Raw genomic sequence first — 14,352 nt, 5'->3', positions numbered from 1 at the left:
CCCGTTCGCCGGGAGCGGTGTCCGCCTGCAGCGGTTCCAACGGCGGCCAGCCTGCCGGAGGCCGCTGGAGAACCACTGGAGAACCGCTGACGCAGCGCTCGTGGAGCCTGGTCAGGTGGTCGGGCCGGCCGCGGTCCAGCGCACCAGCACGGTCCGGTGGCCGGTCTGGGCACCGGTCACCGGGTCGATGCGGAAGCCGCCGAACAGGGTGTCGCAGGCGAGCCCGCAGGCGGCCGCCCACAGGCTCTGGCGGTGCAGACCCCCGGCGGTGCGGGCGCAGTGGGCCGCCAGCGCCGCCGCCGCCGCCGCCTGCACCGCCGGGTAGTCGGGAGCGGTCCCGGCCACCGCCCGGTAGGCGGCGAGGAAGTCCGGCTCGGTGGGACCGACGTCCACGGCGGCGGGCCGCCCGGGGAACCACTGCGCCACTCCGAGGACGCCCTCGGGGCCGTCCACCGCGCTGCCGAACTCCCGCACACCCGCGGCCACCGCGCCCACCGTCCGGGGCGGGCGGGGCAGGGCGCGGGCCGCGGTCACCGCGGCGACGTCCTCCTCGAACGAGCCGGCGCAGAGCAGGTCCCACCCGCCCTCGCCGTGGCCGTCGGGCGCGCCGCGCACCGTCTCCACGCCGAGGGCCCGCGCCGCCGCCTCCGCGCCCGCGCACACCTGGGCGGCGAAGCGGCCCGAGCCCTCGACCAGCCACAGCGGTGCCGGGCCACCGGTTGTCACCAGCCGCTCGAGGAACGGCGCGGCATAGCCGCTTGCGGGCGCGAGCACCGAGACGGCATGGCCGGGAGCGGCGGCCTGGACGTCGTCGCCGGCGCCGCCGTGGTTCCAGAGCAGCCCCCCGGACTCCCCGATCAGCCGCGCCGCCCGGCGCATCAGGCCGGTGGAGTAGGGCCCGAGGAGCAGGTCGCAGCGCGCCGTGACCCCCGGCAGCAGCGCGTCGAGCCGCGCGGGGTCGCCGCCGTCGTCCTCCACCACCACCTCGGCCGCCCCGTCGAGGCGTCGCCAGGCCTCCAGCCCGGCGGCCGCCTGCCGGCCGAAGCGGGCGTACGGGCCGCTCAGCGACAGGCATGCGCCCAGCCGCAGCGGCGGGCCGGCGGTACGCTGGTTCAGCACCGTGTCAGGATCACGCCGGGATTACGCGATTGCAAATGCCGCCCTGGGTGTCGGCCTTTTGCGCTCGAATCGGGCGGAGCGTGCCGCAAACGTCCACGGCCGCCGATTCGGGGGTATGCTCGCACCGGTCCGTCATGCAGCCGGCGGACCGACAGCTGGGAGGGGATTCCGTGAGAGCGACGAGTTGGCGTGTCGCCGTAGGCGCGTGCGCGTCGGCGTTGATGGTGTTCGGTGTCAGCGGCAGCCTCACCGCCTCCGAGGCGAAGCTGCCGGCGATCGCGGGGATTCCCGCCTGCCAGCAGGCGCTCCACGGCCAGGCGCGGTGCATGGCCCGCTTCCTCGCCGCCCCCCCCGGCGGCGGCCTGCTCGGCGGCCTGCTGGGCAGCCTTCCCCTGGGGCTCGGAAGCCTGCTCGGCGGCACCCCCGCCCCGGCACCGGCTCCGCCGCCGACCCAGACCCCGGGCGCCGCCCCCAAGGGGCTCACCGCGGCCGACCTGCGCAGCGCCTATGGCATCACCGGCACCGGCGCCGCCGGCCGCACCGTCGCCGTGATCAACGCCATGGACGACCCCAACGCCGAGGCCGACCTCGCCGTCTATCGCGCCGCCATGGGCCTGCCCGCCTGCACCACCGCGAACGGCTGCTTCCGCAAGGTGGACGCCACCGGCGGCGCCAACTATCCGGCGCCTGACCCGGGCTGGTCGAAGGAGATCGCGCTCGACCTCGACATGGTCTCGGCGGCGTGCTCCGACTGCCACATCCTGCTCGTCGAGGCCGCCACCCAGGACATCCCGGTGCTCGGTGCCGCGGTCAACTACGCCGCGAGCGTTCCCGGCGTGGTCGCCATCAGCAACAGCTGGGGCGTGCCCGAGCAGGCCCAGCAGACCGGCTGGGACGCCTACTTCAACCACCCGGGGATCGCGGTCACCGCCGCGTCGGGCGACTCCGGCTTCGGCACCGTGTTCCCCTCGGTCTCGCCGTTCGTGATCGCCGTCGGCGGCACCACCCTGACCCGCGACTCCAGCGCGCGGGGCTGGTCGGAGACCGCGTGGAGCGGCAGCGGCAGCGGCTGCAGCGCCTACGAGCCGAAGCCCCCGTGGCAGCTGACCACCGCCTGCAGCCGGCGCAGCACCGCCGACCTCTCGATGGTCGCCGACCCGAGCACCGGCGTCGCCGTCTACGACAGCTACCAGGCGGCGGGCTGGGTGCAGGCGGGCGGGACCAGCGCGGGCGCCCCCTTCGTCGCCGCCCTCTACGCGCTCGCCGGCAACCCCGCCGCCCAGGCCGCGCCGGGCGCCTACCTGTACAGCCACGCGACGGCGCTCCACGACGTGGTCTCGGGAAGCAACGGGCTGCTCTGCTTCGGCAACCCGATGTGCACCGCGGGGGCCGGATACGACGGCCCCAGCGGGCTGGGCACCCCCTCGGGGCTGGCCGCCTTCTGAGCTAGAGTGATCGGGTGATCCCGCGAGCCGACCACGCCGCCGGCGACGCCGCCGCGGCGGGCTCGCGGGCCCCGGATCACGGCCACTTCCGCCAGGTCATGGGTCACGTGCCCACCGCTGTCGCAGTGGTCACGGCGCTGCACGACGGCCTCCCCGCGGGTCTGACCGTGGGCTCGTTCACCTCGGTCTCGCTCGAGCCGCCGCTGGTCTCGTTCACCGTCGATCGGTCGGCGCGCAGCTGGCCGCGCATCGAGGCGGCCGGGGCCTTCTGCGTCAACCTGCTCGCCCACGACCAGGTCCCGCTGTGCCGGCGGTTCTCCAGCCGCGAGACCGCCAAGTTCAGCGGGCTGGCGTGGCGCCCGGCGGCCAGCGGCTCGCCGGTGATCGACGGCGCCGTCGCCTGGATCGACTGCGACACCGAGCAGGTGCTCGAGGCCGGCGACCACCACCTCGTCATCGGGCGGGTGCGCGAGCTCGACATCGCCCGAACCGTCCGTCCGCTGCTCTTCTATCGCGGCGGCTACGGAGGCGTGGAGGCCGGCGAGCCGTCATGACCGATGGCTGACCCGGGAGACGCCATCCTCCTCGGCGCCGGCGGCGGTCCGGTGCTCGCCGGCCACGTCGCCGAGGCCGCCGGTCCGGCCCACGTGGTGGTGCTGCGCACCGGCGGCCTGGCGCTGTTCGGCGACGGAGCCGGGTCGCCGGCGGGGTGGTGGACCAGTCCCGCGCTCGACGCGGGCGAGCCCCGCCACGACGCCGCCGGCTGCGCCACCGCGGCGGGGCTGCACCACGGCGTCAACCGGTGCGGCCTGCTCGTCGCCTGCGCCGCCGCCGGCCCGGTGGCGAGGGCGGGTCTCGCCGGCGCGGTGCTCGCCCGCGCAGCCGGGGTCGAGGAGGCCGCCGGCCTGCTGGCCTCGGCCGCCGCCGGGATCGACGGGTCCGACCGGGTCTGGCTCGCCGGCCCCGGCGGGGGGATGGGCATGGAGCTGGACGGCCGCGGCGCCCGCCGCCATCCGCTGTCGTCGGCGGCGGCGGAGGAGCGGGACCTCGACCGGCTGCGTGCCGAGCTCCGCCACCGGGCCACCCGCGGTGCGGTGTCGGCGATCGCCGCCCGCCTCGACGCCGCCGGTGCGGCGCTGCTGATCTGTCTCGGGCCACCCGCCGCCGGGGTGTTCGTCCGCCTCTGGCCGGGCATCCCCGCGCCCCCGCCGCTCCGGGGCGGCGCCGACCGGCCGCCTCCGCTGGGCGGCCTGGCCGCAGCGCTGGCGGCGGAGCCGGACGGGGACGCCGCCGCCGCGGAGCTCGCCGCGGCCGAGGCCGAGGTCCTCGCCGAGGGCGACGAGGCGGAGCGGATGGCGCGGATCATGGACGCCGCCGGCGACGACCACGGCGCCGAGGTGCGCCGCGCCCTCGCCCAGGCCTACGCTGCGGACCTCGCCGCCGCCGCCCTCCGGCGGGCGCTCGGCACCCGGCGGCCGGTCTCCGGCCCCACCCTATAATCGAAGGACCGGACGCCACCGCAATGCTCGTCAATCCACCGCCGGACCGCTGCGACAGCTGCAAGCGGGTGGCTCGCGCCGGGTTCGGGACAGGGCTGTCCGCCGGCGATCCCGCCGCCTGGATCCCCCTTCTCGGGCCGGACACGAGCGTCGCCCTCGACGACGGCAGGCTGGTGTCGCGCCGCGGCCGGGGCTGGGCCTGCCGGCGGTGCGGCTACACCGTCCCGGTCTCCCGCGAGCATCTCAAATAGACCCCACGCGAGGCAGCATGGCCATCGATCAGGCGCCCCTCACCACCCGCGACGCCAGCCGGCGTACCCCGATCACCCGGCAGTTCGTCCGCTTCGCCTTCCACCGCCTCGACCCCGCCTGGCGCCGCCGCGACGAGGCCGACCGCGCCGCCGACCGGGCCGAGCTGACCGCGCTGCTCGCCGAGACCGCGGCCCTCCCCGGGGTGCTGCTTCGCACCTACAGCCTGGTGGGGACGCGCGGCGACGCCGACTTCATGCTCTGGCTGATCAGCGACGACCTCGACCAGCACCACCGCTTCTCGGCACGGCTCAACCGCACCCGGATGGCGGGGTACCTCACCAGCCCGTACCACTACTTCGCGATGACCAAGCGGAGCATGTACGTGGAGCGCCACGAGCACGAGGGGCAGGAGGGGCGGAGCAACCGCATGGTCATCGTCCCCGGGACCCGGCGCTACCTCTTCGTCTATCCGTTCGTGAAGACGCGCGCCTGGTACCGGCTCTCCAGGGAGGAGCGGCAGCGCCAGATGGACGAGCACATCGCCATGGGCCACCGCTTCCCGTCGGTGAAGATCAACACCACCTACTCGTTCGGCCTCGACGACCAGGAGTTCGTGGTCGCCTTCGAGAGCGATTCGGTGTCCGACTTCCTCGACCTCGTGCACGAGATGCGGGAGAGCGAGGCGTCGACCCACACGGTGCGGGACGTGCCCTCGTTCACCTGCATGGCGATGCCCGCCGCCGAGATGGTGGACGCCCTGGGCTGAGCCCGGGCACGAAGAAGGGCGAGGCCCGAAGGCCCCGCCCATGGCTCCCAGATTGATGTCGGGACCGAGGTCACCGGGCGTCAGCGCTGGGTGCGCCCGCCCTCCTCGTTCTCCTCGCTCTTCGTCTCCGGGTTGCCACCCGGGGTCATGGTCGCGCCACCGGGCTCGTGATCGCCCCAGCGCTGCTTGCGCTCGCGCATCTGCTCGGCGGTCTCCTGGAAGTCCTTCGCCGGCGCACCGGAGGAGCTCTGCTCACGCTGGACGTCGTTGCTCATCTCGTCGTTCCCTCCACTGACGCGGCGGGGATGGGCCGGCGACGTCGCCCTCATGCCGCCGGAACCCCGCCGCTAGTGATATCGACGATGTACTGATATATGACATTTTAGGGTGAGGGTACCGCCCGGTCAAGGGGGGTCGGCGGCTTGACCTCGGCGGCGGCGAGGGGGATAATTTGATCGGATGGACAAAACATTCGATCAAAAGACGGTCGTCGCAGGCCTGCCGGCGGGGGAGCGGAGGCGGCGCAGCGGCGCCGGCCTGCGCACCCGCGAGGGCATGCTCGACGCCGCCCTCGAGACCCTTCACGCCGAGGGGTACGCGGGGTGCTCGGCACGGGCCATCGCCCGCACCGGCGGCTTCAACCCGGCGCTGATCTTCTATCACTACGGCGGCGTCACCGAGCTGCTGCTGGCGGCGCTCGACCGCAGCACCGCCGAGCGGATGGCGCGCTACCGCGCCGCGCTCGACCCGGTCACCACCCTGCCCGAGCTGGTGGAGGCGATCAGCCGGCTCTACGCCGAGGACATGGGCACCCCCCACATCGCGGCGGTGCAGGAGCTGCTCAGCAGCGGCGCCTTCTCCACCGAGTGGGCGCACCAGCTGCTCCGCCGCATGGATCCGTGGGTGGACCTCGCCGCCGAGGTGATCGAGCGGGTGCTCGGCGCCTCGACCCTCGGCGGCCTGGTCGACACCCGCGACCTCGCCCTCGCCATGGTCGCCCTCTACTGCGGCATGGAGACGGTCTCGCGGCTGCAGGCCGACGCCGGCCGGGTGGACACGCTGTTCGCCACCCTGCGCCGCCTCGCCCCCGCCCTCGATCAGATGCTCGGCGCCGTCGGGGCGGCGCCGCGAACCCCTCGCCGGCGCCCGACCGCGGTGCCGGTGACCTGAGCGGTGCGGAGGTGCATGCCGTGAGAGCCGTCCTCGTCTTCGCCACGGGCTCGCTGATCGCCGTTGCCACCCTGGTGGCGCTGCTGTGGATGCTGCGACCGCGGCTGCGCGGCATCCTCGTCGACGTGCTCGGCACCGAGGCGCGCGCCGGGTTCTGGGTGGCGGTGGCGAGCTGGTGGATCGGGATCGTCGGCCTCCTCGCCGGAACCGCGAGCTTCGGCTACACGTGGGGCACCGGGTCCGGTGGCGACCTGCTCGCGGCGCTGCTCACCCAGCTGCGCACCTTCCTCGCCGGTCTGCTCGGCGCCCTCCTCGTGGTCGCCCTCCTGCTGATCCGGGCGATGCGTCGCGAGCCGGAGACCCGGGTCGACCGGGTGGTCCGGGTCGACCCGCCCGCCCCCGCCCGGCTGGGCTCGCGGCCTCCGATCCCGCCCGAATCCTGGCCGGTCTCGTAGACCGGCGACCGCTCGGGGAGCCGTGGTGGACCGGATCCCCAGGTGGGCCGTGGCCTCGGCGGCGGCGTGCACGTGCCCGCTCAGCGCGGGGCCCGCCGCCGCGCGCTCTCCATCGACGCCTGCAGGACCTCGAAGAGATGCAGCACCCGCAGGCCGGGGGCGTGCCGCCGGGCGCCCTCGCGGAGCTGGGTGAGGCAGGAGATGTTGTCGGTCACCAGCACCTCGGCGCCGCTGGCGGCGGCGTTGTTGAGCTTCCGGGCGAGGATGGCGGCGCTGCGCTCGGGCTCGCGGTGGAAGTAGTCGCCGGCGCCGCCGCAGCACATCGCGGCCTCGGCCAGCGGCCGGAGCTGCAGCGCGGGGATCGACGCCAGCAGCCGGTAGGGCGCATCGCGGGCGTCGCCGCCGAGCGGCAGTGAGCACGGCTCGTCGTAGGCCACCCGCCAGCGCAGCGGGCCCATCGGGGCGGCGAGGCCGGCACGGTCGAGGAACTCCGCGACCCGCCAGGTGCGCGACGCCACCGCGGCGGCGGCGGCGGCCAGCGGCGGCTCGGCGTGGAGCAGGTCGCCGTAGCGCTGGACCTGGCCGGTGCACGAGGTGACGTCGCCGACCAGCGCGTCGACCTCGAGGTCGCGCAGCCGCGCGACGTTGCGGCGCGCCATGTCGAGCTCCGCGTCGCGGTCGCCCAGGCTCCGGGCGGGGAGGCCGCTGCAGCCCAGCCGCGGCACCACCACCTCGAAGCCGCTGGCGGCGAGCACCCGCATCACCGCCTCGGTCGCCTCCGGTGCGGCCACGTTCTGGTAGCAGCAGACGAAGAGCGCCACCCGGCCCCGGGGCGTGCCCTCGGCGGCGGGGATCGCGCGGGCGCGATGGTGGGCGGTGCGCGCCGGCAGCGGGCCGAGGTGCTCCATGAAGGCCCCGGCGGTGCCGAGCCAGCGGGTGAGCCCGGAGTGGCGCGCCAGGGCGTGAAGGCCGGTCACCTGGGCGGTGCGGGAGAGCCGGTGGGCGAGGCCGAGCATCCGCGGATGGGGGAGGACCGAGCGGAGCACCAGGGTCCGGCCGGCGGGATGCCCCTCCTGCTCGTGGAGCTCCTGGCGGGCGCGGCTGACGATGTCGCCGGTGGGCACCCCGGGGGCGCAGGCCGCCACGCAGTTGTTGCAGGTGAGGCAGGTGCTCAGCGGGCCGTCGGCGATGTCGCGGAGCTCGAGCCTGCCCTCGATGGCGTCGCGCACCAGCGCCACCCGGCCCCGCGCCGTCTCCCACTCGACCGGGTTCACCAGGTAGGTGGGGCACACCGCCTGGCAGAGCGAGCACTTGTTGCAGCGGCTCGCGGCCTCGTACACGTCGGCGAGGAAGCGCGGAGCCACGACGTGCTCGGCCATCGCGGCGCATTGTAGGGGGACCGCCGTCCCGCCCCTGCAGGGGCGCCCACCGATCTGCGAACATCCGTTCCCGATGCACGAGACCAGCCCGTCCGTCCATCTCCTCGCCCGGCCCTCGATCGATCTCGAGGGCATGCGCGCCTACCTCGAGCAGGTGGGCGGCGCCTCCTGGCTCGACCGGCGCCTCGCCGAGGGCGAGGGGGCGGTCAATCCCGGCGAGCTCCTCGTCGAGTTCGCCGGCCGGGCCTGCTACCGCAGCTGGGAGCCGGGGCTCAACCCCAACGTGACCCGGGTGCGGAGCGATCGCCGCGAGTACTTCGCGAACATCCTTCGCAGCGCCCATGGCAGCGTCCTCGAGCATGCCAGCTACTCGTTCGCGCTCCGCGACGTATCTCGGGTCGCGACCCATGAGATCGTCCGCCACCGCGCCGGCGCCGCCTACAGCCAGGAGAGCCTCCGCTACGTCCGGCTGGTGGACATCGGCTTCCGCATCCCGCCCGCGCTCGAGCCGCTGCGGCGCGAGTGCGTCGAGATCGTCGAGCGGCTGGAGGAGTTCCAGGTGGAGGCGGCCCGGGCGCTCGAGATCGACGCCCAGGGCATCCCCTTCCACGTCAAGAAGGAGGTCACGTCGGCGCTCCGGCGGCTGGCCCCGTGCGGGCTGAGCACCGACCTGGTGATGACCATGAACCTGCGGACCCTGCGCCACGTCATCGAGATGCGCACCGCCCCGGGAGCGGAGGAGGAGATGCGCCTGATCTTCGGGACGCTCGCCGAGCTCATGGTGGCGGAGGCGCCGGGCCTGTTCCAGGACTTCCGCCGGCTCGACGACGGCTCCTGGGTGCCCGAGTACCGCAAGGTCTGAGGGGGCGCGCGGCGTACACTCGTTCGAGTGGCCGCCGAGAAATACACGCTACGGAGGGTTTCGGGACGGCGTCAGGCGGTACAGTAGAGTCGCCGTCAGGGCTCGCCCCGTGGTCGGCACCTGTCGGATATTTCTGAACTGTGAGGTTCCAGCAGCATGGTCACCGTCAGCGAAGCAGCCCTCTCCCAGCTCAAGAACCTGGTCTCGAGCAGTGAGCCGGGTCAGAAGGTCGGTCTCCGCGTGTTCGTCCAGGATGGTGGGTGCTCTGGCTTCTCCTACGGGATGGGCCTCGACGAGAACCCCCCGCGTCCCGATGACGACGTGGCCGAGTTCGAAGGACTCGCCGTGTACGTCGACTCCTTCTCGGCCCAGTACATCGACGGCGCCGAGATCGACTACGTCGACGCGCTCATGGGTGGCGGGTTCACCGTCAACAACCCCCAGGCGGTGAAGACCTGCGGCTGCGGCCACAGCTTCCAGACCGCCGACCAGGCCGGCACCGCCAAGTCCTGCTCCTGACCGCGGCGCGATCCCGAGCGTGACCACCGACGCGGGCCCTCACCGGGGCGCGCGCTGATGGTCACCGTTCACCAGCGGCTCGCCGAGGGGGTCCAGCTGTTGGGCGTCGTGGGCGCCCTCTGGGCTGCGTGGTGCGTCTTCCGGCGCACCGCCAGCCCAGGGCTGCGCGTCTACGTGATGCTGAGCGAGGCGGTGATCGCCGTGCAGGCGGTGCTCGGGATCGCCCTCGCCGTGGGCGGGAACCGGCCCCATGACAGCCTCCACTTCATCTACGGGCCGGCGGTGCTGCTGTCGCTCCCCGCGGCGATGCTCATCGGCTCGCGCAGCGACGAGCGCGGCGAGCACCTGGCGCTGCTCGGCGGCTGCGTCGCGGTCGTCCTGCTGAGCCTGCGAGCGATCAAGACCGGCGCCGGCTGACCTCTCCGGTACACTGCAGGCTCTGTGCTACCCGCGGAGGGCGGCGTGGCGGGAGAGCCCCGGCAGGCTGGATCCAGGAGTGCGGAGGCCCCGTTCGATGCCCGCATCGACGCCCCGATCGTCCCGCCCCCTCGCCGTGGTTCCGCCGTTCCCCCGGGTGGTCGCGCTGGCCGGTGGAACCGGTGCCGCGAAGTTCCTCCGAGGGCTGACCCGGGTCATCGACCCGGCCGGAATCACCGTGATCGTCAACACCGCGGACGACGTCCAGCGTCACGGGCTGCTGGTCTCGCCCGACATCGACAGCGTGGTGTACGGCCTCGCCGGCGTCCACGACGAGGAGCGCGGCTGGGGCCTGCGCGGCGAGACCTGGCAGGCGCTGACGATGCTCGAGCTCCTCGGCGACGACACCTGGTTCCAGCTCGGCGACCGCGACCTCGGCACCCACGTCTGGCGCACCGAGCGCCGCCGCGCCGGGCAGCCGCTCTCGCAGGTGACGGCGGCCCAGTGCCGTGCGCTGGGGGTGGCCGCGCGGGTGCTGCCGATGAGCGACGACCCGGTGACCACCCGGGTCCGCTGCGCCGGGCTCGGCGAGCTTCATTTCCAGGAGTACTTCGTGCGCGAGCGCTGCGCTCCGGAGATCGAGGCGATCCGCTTCGAGGGCGCCGAGCGGTCGCGGCCCGCGCCCGGCGTGCTCGAGGCGATCGCCGAGGCGGACGCGGTCGTGGTCTGCCCCAGCAACCCGGTGATCAGCATCGGCCCCATCCTCGCGGTACCGGGCATCCGCGAGGCCCTGCGCGCCGTGCCCCAGTCGGTCGCGGTCAGCCCGGTGGTCAACGGGCGGGCGCTCAAGGGCCCCACCGTGGCGATGCTGCACCACGCCGGCGTCGAGGCCGGCCCGGCCGGGGTCGGCAGCCTCTACGCCGACTTCTGCGCCATGATGGTGGTCGACCGGCGCGACGCCCTCTCGGTGCCCGGGGTCGAGGCGCTGGGGATGCGCGCGGTGCTCGCCGAGACGGTGATGGACCGCCTGGAGGCGGCGGTGTCGCTGGCCGCGGTGGTGCGCGACCAGCTCGGGTTCGACGACGACGGGGCGGGGCTGCCCGCCTGTGCGGAGGGAGGATGCCTGCGGTGAGCGGACCCGCTCTGATCATCCCCATCAAGGCGACGCTCGGCGCCAAGCAGCGCCTCAGCAGCCGGCTTGGCGGCGAGGAGCGGCGGCTGCTCGCCCTGGCGATGGCCGGAGACACCCTGAGGGTCGCCGGACGGGCGGTCCAGCGCTCGCGCTGCGTGGTCGTCGCCGGCGACGCCGAGGTGGCGCGCCTCGCCGCCCGCAACGACATGGCGGTGGTGCGCGAGCGCGGCGCCGGTCAGAGCGCGGCGCTCCGCGCCGGGGTCGCCTGGGCGCTGGAGCGAGGCCACACCGCGGTGGTGACCATCGCCGCCGACTGCGCGATGCTCGACATCGACGACCTCCACACCCTCATGGAGCGGGCGATGCGGCGGGGCCGCTTCCTGCTCTGTGCCCCCGACGCCGAGGGCAAGGGCACCAACGCCGCGGCGCTGCGCCCGCTCGACGTCGACATCTGGCGGTTCGGTCCCAACTCCCTGGAACGTCACCGGGCCGCCGCCGAGGCCGAGCGGCTGCGCTTCGAGGTGCTCGACCTGCCCTCGCTGCGGATCGACTGCGACCGCCCGGAGGACCTGGTCGGGGTGATCTCCGATCCCCGGCCCACCGCGACCTTCCACGTGCTCCGCCAGCTCGGTCTGGCGGGACGGCGGGCGGTCGGCTGACCGCTCCCGCACCGGGAGTCCGCGCCGCCGGGGCGCTCGAGATCCACGCCGTCCGTGGGCTCCCCGAGCTGCGGCCCGGCGACGACCTCGCCGCCCTGGTGCTCGCCGCCGTCGACCGCTCAGCGCTCGCGCTGCGCCCCTGGGACGTGGTGGTGGTCACCCACAAGGTGGTGAGCAAGGCGGAGGGCCGGCTCGTCGAGCTGGACTCGGTCTCGCCCTCCGCCGCCGCGGTCGAGCTCGCCGAGCGCACCGGCGGTGACCCCCGGCTGACCGAGGTGGTGCTCGGCGAGACCCGGCGGGTGCTCCGGGCGGGCCCCGGGGTTCTGGTCTGCGAGACCGTGACCGGCCTGGTGTGCGCCAACGCCGGGGTCGACCGCAGCAACGTCCCGGGCACCGACACCGTCACCCTCCTGCCCCGCGACCCCGACGGCTCGGCGGCCGCCCTCCGCGCCGCCTGGCTCGCCGCCGCCGGCGGCGGCCCCCTCGGCGTGGTCGTCTGCGACAGCTTCGGCCGGCCCTTCCGTGAGGCCCAGGTCAACGTCGCCATCGGGGTCGCCGGGATGCCCGCGCTCACCGACCACCGCGGTCTGGTCGACAGCTCCGGCCAGCTGATGAACGCCTCGGTCCTCGCCAGCGCCGACGAGATCGCGTCCGCGGCGGAGCTGGTGATGGGCAAGGTCGACGGGGTGCCCGTGGCCGTGGTGCGCGGGCTGCGCTGGGAGGGGGAGGGGAATGGCTCCGCCGAGCTCCAGCGGGACCCCGCCCGCGACCTCTTCCGCACCTGAGCCGGCGACGCCTGCCCGCGCCGGTGGCGTACTCTCGGGTCCCATGGCCGTAGCGCTGACCGTGCAGGTGCTCCTCTTCGCCCGGCTCCGCGAGCTCGCCGCGGAGCGGTCGCTGGAGTTGACCGTGCCCACCGGCGCGACGGTCCGAAGCGTCTGGGACGCGGCGGTGGAGCGGCACCCCCGGCTGCGCGGCGGCGACGCCGGGGTGCGGGTCGCCGTCAACGAGGAGTACGCCGGCTGGGACGACCCGGTGCGCTCGGGCGACTCGGTCGCCTTCATCCCCCCGGTCGCCGGCGGCACCCCCGAGGGCGGACGGCCCGGGGTCCACGTGCTGCTCACCACCGACGTGCTCGACGCCGCCGCCGCGGAGGCGCTGGTTCGCACCGATGAGGACGGCGGGGTGTGCACCTTCACCGGGGTGGTGCGGAACCACGCCGAGGGCCGCGCCGTCGAGCGCCTCGAGTACGAGGCCTATCCGGAGATGGCCGAGCCCCGGATGCGCCTCATCGGCGAGGAGGCGCTGCGCCGCACCGGCGCCACCGCCGTCGCCCTCTGGCACCGCACCGGCACCCTGGAGATCGGTGAGGCCAGCGTGGTCGTGAGCGCCTCCGCCCCCCACCGCGCCGAGGCCTTCGAGGCCTGCCGCTACGCCATCGACACCCTCAAATCCGACGTCCCCATCTGGAAGAAGGAGCACGGTGAGGGCGGCGCCGTCTGGGTCGACGAGAGCACCCGGACGCACTCCGAGCCCCCGCCACCGGTATCCTGAGCTTCTCCGAGCGGGAGTAGCTCAGTTGGTAGAGCGCTAGCCTTCCAAGCTGGATGTCGCGAGTTCGAGTCTCGTCTCCCGCTCCACCGGTCCTCTCCGAGTTCAGTTGCAGCGGTTGCCTGCTCGGTCTTGAAACGGCCGTCGAGAGGCCTCAAGATGCCCAAACCTGAAGGTTGCGGCGCCGCCGGCGCCGACGCTGCTCGAGGGGCTGGTCCGCGACTACCTCGCCTCCTGCCGGGCCCGGGGGCTGGCGCCCTCGACGGTGAGCCAGGCCTGCGCCTATAGCCTCCAGGAGGTGTTCCTGCCCTGGTGCGCCCGGGTCGGCATCGAGACGGTCGACCAGCTGGACCAGCGGGCGCTCGACCGGTTCACCTCCGGGCTCCTCGAGGAGGGGGGCAAGCGGGGGAAGCCGCTCTCGAAGGACACCGTCCACAGCTACGTGAGGCGGTGCGACAGTTCCTGAAATGGGCGGCGAAGGCGGGGGAGGCGGTGAAGGCGACGCCGCAGCTGCCCCGGCTGACCCGCCGGGTGCTCGACGTGCTCTCCCGGGAGGAGATCGAGCGCCTCGAAGATGCGGCGCCGACGGAACGGGACAAGCTGATCATCCGGCTGCTGGCGGACACGGGGCTCCGGGTGGGCGAGCTCTGCGGGCTGCGGCCGGAGGACATCATTCGCTCCCAGGACCGGCGGACGTTCCTCAAGGTGCGGGGGAAGGGGTCGAAGGAGCGGCTGGTGCCGCTCGCGCCTCCCCTGGTGCGGCGGCTCGATCGGTACCTGCGGGGGCGGACGGCGGACACCCACAGTGACCGATTGTTCCTTGCGCTGCGCCGGAGCGCCCACGGCGACTTCGCGGCGCTCTCGACGAGCGGGGTGCTCCAGTGATGCGCGGCGCCGCCGAGCGGGCCGGCTTGAAGAAGCGGGTGCACCCTCACCTGCTGCGGCACTCCTGCGCGACCGAGGCGCTGCGGAAGGGGATGAACCCGGTCCAGCTCGCCCAGGTGCTGGGGCACAGCGGGCTGCGGATGATCGAGCACGTCTACTCGCACCTCACCGCGACCGATGCGTACGACGCGGTGATCAACCTCCTCGTGTCGGAGTAGCGGGGGTGGAGGGAGAGGGTTCGA

At 74.3% G+C, this 14,352-nt stretch carries 20 protein-coding genes and 1 tRNA gene; 18 read left to right on the top strand and 3 right to left on the bottom strand.

What is annotated here, in order from left to right:
* Positions 1-111 precede the first annotated feature (111 nt).
* Complete coding sequence (locus tag VGL20_05865; protein HEY2703198.1) at positions 112-1,119, bottom strand: ABC transporter substrate-binding protein; 1,008 nt, start codon at positions 1,117-1,119, stop codon at positions 112-114.
* 221 nt (positions 1,120-1,340) lie between these two features.
* On the opposite strand from VGL20_05865, the gene VGL20_05860 reads away from it, so the two are divergent.
* The 5 genes from VGL20_05860 to VGL20_05840 are packed head-to-tail and all read left to right on the top strand — an operon-like array spanning position 1,341 to position 5,081.
* The gene (locus VGL20_05860) at positions 1,341-2,564 is read left to right on the top strand and encodes a S53 family peptidase (GenBank protein HEY2703197.1); all 1,224 of its coding nucleotides are present in this window, start codon (positions 1,341-1,343) and stop codon (positions 2,562-2,564) included.
* A gap of 14 nt (positions 2,565-2,578) precedes the next feature.
* Positions 2,579-3,118 (top strand): flavin reductase family protein, encoded by a 540-nt coding sequence (locus VGL20_05855; protein HEY2703196.1) that lies wholly within the window; start codon positions 2,579-2,581, stop codon positions 3,116-3,118.
* A gap of 3 nt (positions 3,119-3,121) precedes the next feature.
* Positions 3,122-4,063, top strand: a complete 942-nt coding sequence (locus VGL20_05850; protein HEY2703195.1) for a hypothetical protein — start codon at positions 3,122-3,124, stop codon at positions 4,061-4,063.
* 23 nt (positions 4,064-4,086) lie between these two features.
* Positions 4,087-4,314 carry a hypothetical protein gene (locus tag VGL20_05845; GenBank protein ID HEY2703194.1) on the top strand — a complete coding sequence of 76 codons (228 nt, stop codon included), beginning with the start codon at positions 4,087-4,089 and terminating at the stop codon, positions 4,312-4,314.
* A gap of 17 nt (positions 4,315-4,331) precedes the next feature.
* Positions 4,332-5,081, top strand: coding sequence for a chlorite dismutase family protein (locus VGL20_05840; GenBank protein ID HEY2703193.1), 750 nt, complete (start codon positions 4,332-4,334; stop codon positions 5,079-5,081).
* An 80-nt stretch (positions 5,082-5,161) separates the two neighbouring features.
* Here VGL20_05840 and VGL20_05835 read toward each other — a convergent pair whose 3' ends face one another.
* Positions 5,162-5,356 carry a hypothetical protein gene (locus VGL20_05835; GenBank protein ID HEY2703192.1) on the bottom strand — a complete coding sequence of 65 codons (195 nt, stop codon included), beginning with the start codon at positions 5,354-5,356 and terminating at the stop codon, positions 5,162-5,164.
* A gap of 184 nt (positions 5,357-5,540) precedes the next feature.
* Between VGL20_05835 and VGL20_05830 the strand changes: the two genes are divergently transcribed.
* Positions 5,541-6,251, top strand: a complete 711-nt coding sequence (locus VGL20_05830; protein HEY2703191.1) for a TetR/AcrR family transcriptional regulator — start codon at positions 5,541-5,543, stop codon at positions 6,249-6,251.
* A gap of 20 nt (positions 6,252-6,271) precedes the next feature.
* A complete protein-coding gene (locus VGL20_05825) occupies positions 6,272-6,706 on the top strand; it encodes a hypothetical protein (protein ID HEY2703190.1) in 435 nt (144 codons plus the stop codon).
* Positions 6,707-6,786: 80 nt separating this feature from the next.
* Here VGL20_05825 and VGL20_05820 read toward each other — a convergent pair whose 3' ends face one another.
* Positions 6,787-8,085 (bottom strand): (Fe-S)-binding protein, encoded by a 1,299-nt coding sequence (locus VGL20_05820; GenBank protein ID HEY2703189.1) that lies wholly within the window; start codon positions 8,083-8,085, stop codon positions 6,787-6,789.
* Positions 8,086-8,158: 73 nt separating this feature from the next.
* On the opposite strand from VGL20_05820, the gene thyX reads away from it, so the two are divergent.
* From thyX to VGL20_05765, 11 genes are all read left to right on the top strand, one after another.
* Complete coding sequence (thyX, locus tag VGL20_05815) at positions 8,159-8,947, top strand: FAD-dependent thymidylate synthase (GenBank protein ID HEY2703188.1); 789 nt, start codon at positions 8,159-8,161, stop codon at positions 8,945-8,947.
* 156 nt (positions 8,948-9,103) lie between these two features.
* Positions 9,104-9,466 (top strand): iron-sulfur cluster assembly accessory protein, encoded by a 363-nt coding sequence (locus tag VGL20_05810; protein HEY2703187.1) that lies wholly within the window; start codon positions 9,104-9,106, stop codon positions 9,464-9,466.
* A 57-nt stretch (positions 9,467-9,523) separates the two neighbouring features.
* Positions 9,524-9,883, top strand: a complete 360-nt coding sequence (locus VGL20_05805) for a hypothetical protein (protein HEY2703186.1) — start codon at positions 9,524-9,526, stop codon at positions 9,881-9,883.
* A gap of 97 nt (positions 9,884-9,980) precedes the next feature.
* Entirely contained in the window at positions 9,981-11,015 is a 1,035-nt protein-coding gene (gene cofD, locus VGL20_05800; protein ID HEY2703185.1) for a 2-phospho-L-lactate transferase, read from the top strand.
* Complete coding sequence (cofC, locus tag VGL20_05795; GenBank protein ID HEY2703184.1) at positions 11,012-11,674, top strand: 2-phospho-L-lactate guanylyltransferase; 663 nt, start codon at positions 11,012-11,014, stop codon at positions 11,672-11,674. The genes cofD and cofC overlap by 4 nt, the downstream gene beginning before the upstream one ends.
* Positions 11,671-12,459 carry a coenzyme F420-0:L-glutamate ligase gene (gene cofE, locus VGL20_05790; protein HEY2703183.1) on the top strand — a complete coding sequence of 263 codons (789 nt, stop codon included), beginning with the start codon at positions 11,671-11,673 and terminating at the stop codon, positions 12,457-12,459. Before cofC ends, cofE begins: the two co-directional genes overlap by 4 nt.
* 43 nt (positions 12,460-12,502) lie before the next feature.
* Complete coding sequence (gene moaD, locus VGL20_05785; GenBank protein HEY2703182.1) at positions 12,503-13,228, top strand: molybdopterin converting factor subunit 1; 726 nt, start codon at positions 12,503-12,505, stop codon at positions 13,226-13,228.
* A 10-nt stretch (positions 13,229-13,238) separates the two neighbouring features.
* Positions 13,239-13,314, top strand: a tRNA-Gly gene (locus VGL20_05780).
* 209 nt (positions 13,315-13,523) lie between these two features.
* The gene (locus VGL20_05775; GenBank protein HEY2703181.1) at positions 13,524-13,691 is read left to right on the top strand and encodes a hypothetical protein; all 168 of its coding nucleotides are present in this window, start codon (positions 13,524-13,526) and stop codon (positions 13,689-13,691) included.
* Positions 13,676-14,110 carry a tyrosine-type recombinase/integrase gene (locus VGL20_05770; GenBank protein HEY2703180.1) on the top strand — a complete coding sequence of 145 codons (435 nt, stop codon included), beginning with the start codon at positions 13,676-13,678 and terminating at the stop codon, positions 14,108-14,110. The genes VGL20_05775 and VGL20_05770 overlap by 16 nt, the downstream gene beginning before the upstream one ends.
* Entirely contained in the window at positions 14,110-14,328 is a 219-nt protein-coding gene (locus VGL20_05765) for a tyrosine-type recombinase/integrase (protein HEY2703179.1), read from the top strand. Before VGL20_05770 ends, VGL20_05765 begins: the two co-directional genes overlap by 1 nt.
* Positions 14,329-14,352 lie beyond the last annotated feature (24 nt).

The sequence above is a fragment of the Candidatus Dormiibacterota bacterium genome (genome assembly GCA_036495095.1).
Lineage (GTDB): Bacteria > Chloroflexota > Dormibacteria > Aeolococcales > Aeolococcaceae > CF-96.
Note: the sequence above shows the minus strand (reverse complement) of the source record. Positions and strands in the feature narration are given on the sequence as shown.

Coding starts and splice junctions, on each gene's coding strand:
- VGL20_05805 (HEY2703186.1), top strand. CDS start 9,524: ATGGTCACCGTTCACCAGCGGCTCGCCGAGGGGGTCCAGCTGTTGGGC.
- VGL20_05845 (HEY2703194.1), top strand. CDS start 4,087: ATGCTCGTCAATCCACCGCCGGACCGCTGCGACAGCTGCAAGCGGGTG.
- VGL20_05820 (HEY2703189.1), bottom strand. CDS start 8,085: ATGGCCGAGCACGTCGTGGCTCCGCGCTTCCTCGCCGACGTGTACGAG.
- VGL20_05765 (HEY2703179.1), top strand. CDS start 14,110: ATGCGCGGCGCCGCCGAGCGGGCCGGCTTGAAGAAGCGGGTGCACCCT.
- thyX (HEY2703188.1), top strand. CDS start 8,159: ATGCACGAGACCAGCCCGTCCGTCCATCTCCTCGCCCGGCCCTCGATC.
- cofD (HEY2703185.1), top strand. CDS start 9,981: ATGCCCGCATCGACGCCCCGATCGTCCCGCCCCCTCGCCGTGGTTCCG.
- VGL20_05860 (HEY2703197.1), top strand. CDS start 1,341: ATGGTGTTCGGTGTCAGCGGCAGCCTCACCGCCTCCGAGGCGAAGCTG.
- VGL20_05810 (HEY2703187.1), top strand. CDS start 9,104: ATGGTCACCGTCAGCGAAGCAGCCCTCTCCCAGCTCAAGAACCTGGTC.
- VGL20_05840 (HEY2703193.1), top strand. CDS start 4,332: ATGGCCATCGATCAGGCGCCCCTCACCACCCGCGACGCCAGCCGGCGT.
- VGL20_05835 (HEY2703192.1), bottom strand. CDS start 5,356: ATGAGCAACGACGTCCAGCGTGAGCAGAGCTCCTCCGGTGCGCCGGCG.
- VGL20_05850 (HEY2703195.1), top strand. CDS start 3,122: ATGGCTGACCCGGGAGACGCCATCCTCCTCGGCGCCGGCGGCGGTCCG.
- moaD (HEY2703182.1), top strand. CDS start 12,503: ATGGCCGTAGCGCTGACCGTGCAGGTGCTCCTCTTCGCCCGGCTCCGC.
- VGL20_05830 (HEY2703191.1), top strand. CDS start 5,541: ATGGACAAAACATTCGATCAAAAGACGGTCGTCGCAGGCCTGCCGGCG.